Genomic DNA, 8,329 nt, shown 5'->3' with positions numbered 1-8,329 from the left:
CACCAACCTGGTCGAAGGCATCAACAACAAGATCAAGGTCATCAAGCGCATGGCCTACGGCTTCCGCGACGACGCCTACTTCTTCCTCAAGATCCGGGCTGCCTTCCCCGGACTTGGGTGAAGAACCTTTTTTTAGTAACCCGGATCGGTTGAACTCGCGGCGGTAGACGCGGTCAAGCTGCGGGTCGCCACCGCCGCGGATCCACATGCCGGAGTTCCATGTCGCCCGCGGGACGCGTGGCCGCGCTGCTGCGGCAGCGCCATCGGAGCGCCACGAAAACAACGCCGCGGCCGCCGTCGCAGTCCTGCTCAATGTCGCGGTGCTGGCGCTGCTCGCGAATGCCATGGCTCGCAAACCGTCGGCTTCGGACGATGCCACCGGCTCGATCGAGATTCGCTGGATCGAACGAACGCACAAGCCCGCGATCGAACCAGCACAAGCCACTCGCGTGGCAAGGTCCTCGCATGCCTTGCAGGCACGCACCATCGCACGCAAATCGCCACAGCTGCGCGCAGCGGACACCAATGTTTCGCATGAGGTTCCGCGTGTCGCGGATGATCGCTGGCCGCTGACAGCCGACGTGCCCGAGCGACGCTCCATCGACACCATGCCGTTGCCGCACGACCCGCTGCGGTTGCAACGCCGGGTCATCCTCGATGTCGCCGAACAACCCGGACGTTTTGCGATGCAGGACCGTGCGTTGGGCGCACGACTCGCAGCACTATCGCGCCGCGCCTCCTGCGGCGAAGTCCGGATGCTGGCCAATGCGTCGCCGAGCATGCAGTTCAAGCAAAGCGTGACCCGGGAGTCGCTTGGCCGCTACCTGCAGCAGGAATGCGGGAAACAGGACCAAGCCGAACAACAGGCCTTGGACTAGTTCCACTTCGGCAACTTCGTGGGATCCAGCCCGCCTATGACCATGGCGATGATCACGCGCGTTCTGGCGGTGGTGGGGGAGGTCGGGGTGGCCGTTCGCAGATCGCGCAATCGGCCTCGCCGTCCCGCGCATCCCTCGCCTTCGACAACACTCGGTCGACGTGCGCGGTGCGACGCGCCCACTGCAAGGTCTGCGGTTCGCCATAGCGCAGCGCCAGGCCGTGCAGCACCTTGGCATTCTCGATCGGACCGCCCGCCAGGTTGAGGGTGGCCCAGTCCGACAGTAGGTTCGCGACCACCCAGTCCTTCGGTTTCACGAATTGCATCCGTTCGGCCAATTGGTAGCGGAAGGCGCGGTCGAGTTCATTCGGGGCAACCGGCTTGCCGTCGTTGCCCGCGGGCATCGCCCGCGGAAGCGCGGGGATGAAGGCATCCGTAAACGTGATGCCGGCGATCGAACGCGTGCGATCCCACTTGCTACTGGCGTCGGCGAGCTTTGCCTCCAGGATGCGGCCGTGCAGCCATTCGGTGCCGCGGTGTTCCCCGGCATCACGACGCATGCCGATCCGGATCCATTTCAGCGCCACCGCATCCTGACCCGCTAGCTCAAGCGCCGTCCCCAGGTTGGCCGCCGTCTGTGGCTTGCCGGGATACAACTGCTCGAGCCGCAGGAACAAACGCATCGCAGGCGCGATGTGCCCTCCGTAGCGCAGGGACACGCCATAGTTGGTCGCGTTCTCATAGGACGGGGCCTCGATCGCCTGGTCCCTGTATCGATCCGCCTCCCTCACCCAATAGCTGCGCGAAGCGCCGTTGGTCAGCATCGAGGCGAGATCGTCGCCGGTGTAGTCGAGCGAATCGAAGCGATGGCCGTTCCTGTCCGTGCCGAATGAATTGACGCAGGCAGCGGCCTGCTGGCTGGCGAGCAGCGCAAGCGCCAATGCTCCCCAGCGCAATACGCGAGGAGTGCCGCTCAATTCCACTTCGGCAGCTTCGACGGATCCAGCCCGCCGACCTCGAACTCGGCGGTGCGCTTGCCGACGGTCTTGGTGGGGAACTCGATCGACAGCTGCTTGCCGGACTTGGCGAGCTTCCACAGGGCCTTCCAGTCCTCGACGAACATCGCGATGGCGTCGTCGGTCTTCGGCCGCGAGCCCGGCAACGTGTGGACCTTGCCATCCACGGTGACCTTCAGCTGGCAGCCCGCGTAGCAATCGAAGTCGCCTGCTTCGAGGACGAGGTAGCTGCTGCGGCCCCATTCGGGGTGGTCGCGGAAGATCAACCGCACCGGCTGGGCGCCGCTGCCGTCGGTATCCACCGGTTCCTGCGAATAGATCGCCGCCGAGAGCTGGTGGCCGTTCTTGCCGACGGGCTCGTCGCCATAGGCCCAGAGCGAGGCCAGCCGGGCTTCCTGCTGGGTCGCCTCGGCCTTGGCCTTGATCTCGTCGAGCTTCGGCTTGACCCGCTCGGCGGCGGCGCTGGTGGGATGCTCGACCTGCAGGATCTCGCCGTGCGCCTTGGCCAGGGTCCAGTTCTGCGCGGTCACCGCGTCGTCGAACTGTTTCGCCATCGCCTCGGCGGCCTGCTCCTTCGCCGCGGCCTGGGCGGCGGCCGCTTGCGCCGCGGCCTGCGGATCCTCGCCCTTGCACGCGCCGAGCAGCAAGACGGTAGCGATGGCGAGCGATGCGGTCTTCATGAGGCAACTCCGTTTGCGTTGTCGTCGTGGGCGAAGGAGATTCGCCAGCCGACGCCGATCGTACAAGCACGCCCATCGCCGCGCGACGCCGTCAGCGATCGACCAGCGCCACCACCGCGTCGGCGACCTCCGCAGGTCGCTCCATCAGCGACATGTGGCCGCAGCCATCCAGCAAGACCTTGCGCGCCTGCGGGATGCGTTGCGCGTAGAGCTCCAATGCGCTGGCATCGATCACCGCGTCCTGCCTGCACCACAAGAGCAGCGCCGGCTGGCGGATGCGTACGGCTCCCTCGCCGGGCAGCAGGCTTTCCTCGCTGCGGCCGATGCGGGCCAGCACGGCCTGTTCGAAGTCGGCGTCGGCGCGACGCTTGCGGATCAACGCGGTCGAGGCCGGCCACGGCAGCCACGGCTTGGCCCTGGCGTCATGGAAGACGATGTCGATGTAGCGCTGCAGCGAGGCATCGTCCTCGACCGCGAACGGGTTCCTGCCGGCCAGCACGTCCAGTCCGAATGCGTTGTCCTTGAAGCGCACGCCGGCGGCATCGAGCAAGCCGACTTTCCCGATGTCCTGCGGATAGCGCGCCGCGGCGAGCGCGGCGATGCCGCCACCCATCGAATGGCCGAGCAGCACCACCGGCTTGCCCGGCGACAACGCGCGCACGAACGCATCCACGTTCGCGGCCTGCTGGGTGAAACCGTAGACCGTGCCCGGCTTGCGTTCGCTCTCGCCCCAACCGGGAAGATCCGGGATCAGCAGGCGATAGCGCGCGCCCAGTGCGGCGGCCAGCGGGTACCAGTTTTCCTTGCTGCCGGTGAAGCCGTGGAGCATCACCACGGTCGGTGCGCTCGGATCGTCGGCCTCGCGAACGGCGTACGACCAGCGATGCCCCGCGACCTCCACGCTACCCCGCGACAATCCGGCCGCGACCCGCTGGCGCGCGAACTCGCCGCGCACCAGCAGGAACGGATCGCGCCACAACACGAACGCCGCGACCATGCTGGACGCGGCGATGCCCAGCACGGCGAGCGCGGCGAAACGCTTGAACCGCGTCACCGCAGCGCCACTCAACTCTCCGGCGGCGTCTGCGGCGCCGGATCGACTGGGTGCAATTCGTCAGGCACCTTGGCCGAGGTCGGCGCACCGTTGGCGGGCGTGGCGGGTGTTGCCGGGGCGCCCGGCTGGAACGGCACCGCGGTGGAGGCGGCCTTGTCCTTGGCCTCGGCGATCACGCCTTCGACCGAACCGGTGGTGATCGGGTGGTAGCCGGGCTTGGCGCGGGCGAAGGACTGCTCGGCGAAGGCCAGGCCGTCCGCCGTGGCGACCAATGCCTTGTACACCGGCATGATCAACTTGCGCCGGCCCACACGCTCCACGAACTTGCCCATCTCCACGCGTGCCGCGGCATAGCCGCTGCGCTCGGCCAGCGGATACCAGCGCATCGCGATCTCGCCATTCGGCGTGCCGGTGAACTTGTAGGCGGTATCGAGCTGCGCCAGTTGTTCAGGCTTGAGCGTGTCCGGCATGCCTTCGAGGAAGTGCACCCATTCCTGGGTGGTCCACGCGTCGGTGACGACCGGGTTGGGCAGGTTGTTGCTGCCCTGCCAGGCGATGCGCGCCGCATTGACCGTGCTGAACTTGCCGGATTCGACCACCGGCGCGTTGGCCGGGATGCCGGGCTCGAACAGCCACGCATCGACTTCGGTCATCGTCACCACGTTCGGATTCTTGTCGACAAGATTCGTCTTGAGGTAGTCGCGGAACTGCGCGGTGGTGATGCTCTGGAACGCGAAGTGGTCGAAGTAGCCCTTCAGCCACGGATCGAACACGGCGCGGCCGTAACGCTGCTCCAGGAACTGCAGGAACCAGGCGCCCTTGGTGTACACGGTGGCGCTGGAGGAATTGTCGGGATCGGCCAGGTCGCCGGGCTTCAGCGACAGGCGCTGCAGCTTGGGGTCGAGCTCCTTGAATTCATCCTTGAGCTCGTTGCGGTCGATCACCTCTTCCATCGCCGCCATGTCGCGGCCGTACAGCGACTCGGTGATGCGCGACTGCACATAGGTCGTCGTGCCTTCGTTGAGCCACGCGTCCTTGTCGGTGGCGAAGGTGACCAGGTTGCCCGACCAGCTGTGCGCCAATTCATGCGCGATCAGCGAGACCAGCGACTTGTCGCCGACGATCACCGTCGGCGTGGCGAAGGTCAGGCGCGGATTCTCCATGCCGCCGTACGGGAACGAGGGCGGCAGCACCAGCAGGTCGTAGCGGCCCCAGCGATACGGGCCGTACAGCTTCTCCGCGGTGTCGATCATCTTTTCGGTATCGACGAACTCGGCCACCGCCTTGTCCACCATCGCCGGCTCCGCCCACACGCCGCTGCGCGCGCCGAGCGGCTTGAACACCAGGTCGCCGGCGGCGATCGCCAGCAGGTAGGACGGGATCTTCTGCGGCATCTTGAAGCTGTAGTCGCCATCGCGCACCGCGGCCGGATCGTTGTCCGCGCTCATCAGCACCATCGCGTCGGCCGGTGCCTTGACGTTGGCGGTGTAGGTGAAGCGGATCTGCGGCGTGTCCTGCAGCGGCACCCACGAACGCGCGTGGATCTGCTGCGACTGGCTGAACATGAAGGGCGTCTTCTTGCCCTCGGTCATCGACGGTTCCAGCCACTGCAGGCCGGAGGCCTCGGGCGAAGTCGCGTAGGTCACGCGCACCTTGGACGGGCGCGTCGGGGTCTCGATGGTCAGCTTGCTGCCCAGGATCGGATCCTTGCCGCCCAGCGCGAACTTGAGGTCCGTCCACTTGCCGTCGGCGCCTAATCCCTCGGCCTTCTGGATGCTGATGTCGCGGCTGTCCAACGCCAGTTGCGTCGCGGACTTGTCGACCCAGTCCAGCGAGTACGTCGCGGTGCCGCTGATGGTCTTCTTGGCGAAGTCGATCGCCAGGTCCAGCGCCAGGTCGGTGGTGCGCACCTTGGCCGGCTCGGCATAGGAATGTTCGTCCACGACCTTCTCCACGGCGGCAGCGGGCTTCGCGTCGGTGGCAGCCGCGGCAGGTGCCGGGCTTTTCGTGCAGCCGGCGGCAGGCAGGCCGAGGGCGGCGGCGATGGACAGGCTCAGGACGAGCCGGCTCAGGTTCGATGGGCGCATGGGGAAGGCCTTGAACGGAAAGTGGCGAGTTTAGCGCCGCCGGCGTGAGCCCGCCGCCACCGCCCCTGCCATCGGTCAGGCTCACCTGCAGCACTGCATCCACGGGCCTGCGCATCGGCATCGTTAACGGCAGGCGCGGCGCAGGCGCCTTGTTGCATGCACACCCTGCCATTGGTCATGGCAACCGGATCGCATCCGCCTGCATCCATCCCCCCATTGCACCACTCGACCGCACGACTCATGGAGAGAGCCGCTTGAACCTGTTCGCACCGAAGCCCCGCGCACTGACCATCGCCCTGCTGCTGTGCGCGCCGTTCGCGCAGGCACAGGACGCGGCCCCGGCCACGCCGACCACCTCCCGCATCCCCGCGGGTGCGATCCCGCGCCTGCAGGGCGACATCACGATCGACGGCAAGCTGGACGATGCCGGGTGGGCCGGTGCGCTGGAGCAGTCGATCGACTACGAGATCAGCCCGGGCGACAACACGCCGGCGCAGGCCAAGACCCGGGTGCGCATCGGCTACACCGACGACGCGCTGTACGTCTCGTTCAAGGCGATGGATCCCGACCCGTCCTCGGTGCGCGCCAACCTGCGCGACCGCGATGCGATGTTCAACGACGACTGGGTCGGCGTGTTCCTGGACACCTTCAACGACAACCGCCGCGGCTACGAACTGGTGGTCAATCCGTTGGGCGTGCAGGGCGACCTGATCCGCGACGAGACCAATACCAACAACCAGGAAGACGCCAGCTGGGACGGCCTGTGGACCAGCGCCGGCCAGCTCACCGCCGAAGGCTACGACGTCGAGATCCGCATCCCGTTCTCCACCCTGCGCTTCCCGACCGGCGGGCAGGACCAGACCTGGGGCGTGTCCCTGATCCGCACCTGGCCGCGCGACAAGCGCTTCCAGATGACCAGCCACAAGGTCCCGCGCGATTCCAACTGCTTCCAGTGCGAGTGGGGCAAGTACACCGGCATCGCCGGGGTGAAGCAGGGCCGCAACCTCGAAGTCGTCCCAACGCTGACCATGGGCACCACCCAGTCGCGCCCCGCCGTCGGCACGAAGTGGGGCGGAACCGACACCAGCATCGAGCCCGGCGTGGACGTGAGCTGGTCGCCGTCACCGGCGATGACCTTGAATGCCACCTTGAACCCGGATTTCTCGCAGGTCGAGACCGACCAGCTGCAGCTCGACTTCAACAGCAGCTTCGCCCTGTTCTACCAGGAGAAGCGGCCGTTCTTCCTGGAAGGCGCGGACTACTTCACCACCCAGTTCGACGTGCTTTACACCCGCCAGATCGCCGATCCCGACTTCGGCCTGCGCGTGACCGGACGCACCGGCAATGGTGCCTATGGCGCACTGGTCGCGCGCGATGCCACGACCCTGGTCCTGGTGCCCGGCGTGCTTCGTTCGGGCTTCGAGGAGATTGACCAGAAGGCGAACGTGGCCGTGGGTCGCTATCGCCACGACTTCAACGATCAACTCAGCATCGGCGCCATCGGCACGTTCCGCCACGGCGACGACTACGGCAACGATCTGGTCGGCGTGGACGGTCGCTGGCGCAAGGGCGCGCATACCGCGACCGCACAGTTCCTGCACAGTCAGTCCGAGTATTCCGCGGACTTCATCGACCGCGTCGTCGGCAATCGGAAAACCGACCTCGATTTCTCCGATGCCACCCCGACCGGCAACGCCTGGCGCGCTGGCTACGCCTTCAGCAACCGCAACTGGAACTTCGATATCAACCACGTCGAGATCGACCCCGGTTTCCGCGCCGACCTCGGATATGTCGGCCAGGTGGGCGTGGACAGGTCGCTGATCGGCGGCCAGCGCACCTGGTACCGCGATGGCAAGTCGATCCACCGTTTCTTCCTGTACGGCGACTACGACATCACCCACCGCTTCGACGGCCAGTTGCTGGAACGCGAACTGGAATTCCAGCTGGGCTTCCAGGGCGCGAAGCAGAGCAACTTCGGCATCGCCCCGCTGATGCGCGAGCGCTTCTGGCGCGGCCGGTTGTTCGACGAACACAACATCAACCTGTGGGGCAACTTCCGCCCGAACGGGCGCCTGCAACTGGGCACCTACATGAACTTCGGCCGCCAGCTCGACCTGATCGCCGAACGCACCGGCCGCCGCGAGATGATCGGCACCTGGGGCAATACCGCGATCGGCCGCGGCGTCAACGTGGAGTGGGAAGCCAGCCGCCAGCGCCTGCACCGGGACGGCGGCGTGGCCTTCGACGCCAGCGTGGCCGACCTGCGCCTGGGCTGGCAGTTCACCCCGCAACAGCGCCTGCGCCTGACCTTGCAGGGCAGCCAGGTCCTGCGCGACCAGTCGCTGTATGCGACCACGATCAACGAGACCGCGCGCGACTGGGCCGGCCAAGTCGTTTATTCGTACAAGGTCAACCCGCGCACCGCGCTGTACGCCGGCGCGTCGTATGGCGCGTTCATGGACGACGACAACCTGGAGCTGTTCGGCAGCACCCGCAGCGTGTTCCTGAAGTTGAGCTACGGCTGGCAGCCGTAACCCCGTTCGATCCGCTTCCGCGTTGTTAGCATGGCCGCCGGCCGACCCTGCCGGCGTGCCACTTTCATCACGGACCGAGGA

General features: G+C 66.7%; 6 protein-coding genes and 1 pseudogene. 3 read left to right on the top strand and 4 right to left on the bottom strand.

Annotated elements, in window-relative coordinates; translation table 11 throughout:
• Together ACE3T8_RS01190 and ACE3T8_RS01185 are read left to right on the top strand one after the other, a co-directional pair.
• On the top strand, window positions 1–121 hold a 121-nt coding region (locus tag ACE3T8_RS01190; protein ID WP_374606131.1), incomplete at its 5' end, for a transposase.
• An 85-nt stretch (window positions 122–206) separates the two neighbouring features.
• Window positions 207–878 (top strand): hypothetical protein, encoded by a 672-nt coding sequence (locus tag ACE3T8_RS01185; protein ID WP_374606117.1) that lies wholly within the window; start codon window positions 207–209, stop codon window positions 876–878.
• Between the two features lie 52 nt (window positions 879–930).
• Here the strand turns inward: ACE3T8_RS01185 and ACE3T8_RS01180 are convergent, their stop codons facing one another.
• From ACE3T8_RS01180 to ACE3T8_RS01165, 4 genes and pseudogenes are all read right to left on the bottom strand, one after another.
• Entirely contained in the window at window positions 931–1,701 is a 771-nt protein-coding gene (locus tag ACE3T8_RS01180; RefSeq protein WP_374606115.1) for a hypothetical protein, read from the bottom strand.
• 149 nt (window positions 1,702–1,850) lie between these two features.
• On the bottom strand, window positions 1,851–2,573 hold the full coding sequence (locus ACE3T8_RS01175; RefSeq protein ID WP_374606114.1) for a hypothetical protein: 723 nt from the start codon (window positions 2,571–2,573) through the stop codon (window positions 1,851–1,853).
• A gap of 91 nt (window positions 2,574–2,664) precedes the next feature.
• Window positions 2,665–3,627, bottom strand: a complete 963-nt coding sequence (locus tag ACE3T8_RS01170; RefSeq protein WP_374606112.1) for an alpha/beta fold hydrolase — start codon at window positions 3,625–3,627, stop codon at window positions 2,665–2,667.
• A 95-nt stretch (window positions 3,628–3,722) separates the two neighbouring features.
• Window positions 3,723–5,714: pseudogene (locus ACE3T8_RS01165) on the bottom strand (M1 family metallopeptidase); the annotation flags it as partial.
• Window positions 5,715–5,968: 254 nt separating this feature from the next.
• On the opposite strand from ACE3T8_RS01165, the gene ACE3T8_RS01160 reads away from it, so the two are divergent.
• Complete coding sequence (locus ACE3T8_RS01160; protein ID WP_374606111.1) at window positions 5,969–8,248, top strand: DUF5916 domain-containing protein; 2,280 nt, start codon at window positions 5,969–5,971, stop codon at window positions 8,246–8,248.
• The last annotated feature ends 81 nt before the right edge of the window (window positions 8,249–8,329 follow it).

The organism is Thermomonas sp., assembly GCF_041919455.1.
Taxonomy (GTDB): Bacteria; Pseudomonadota; Gammaproteobacteria; order Xanthomonadales; family Xanthomonadaceae; genus Thermomonas.
The sequence above is the reverse complement of the archived record's forward strand: the minus strand, read 5'-3'. Positions and strand labels throughout refer to the sequence as shown.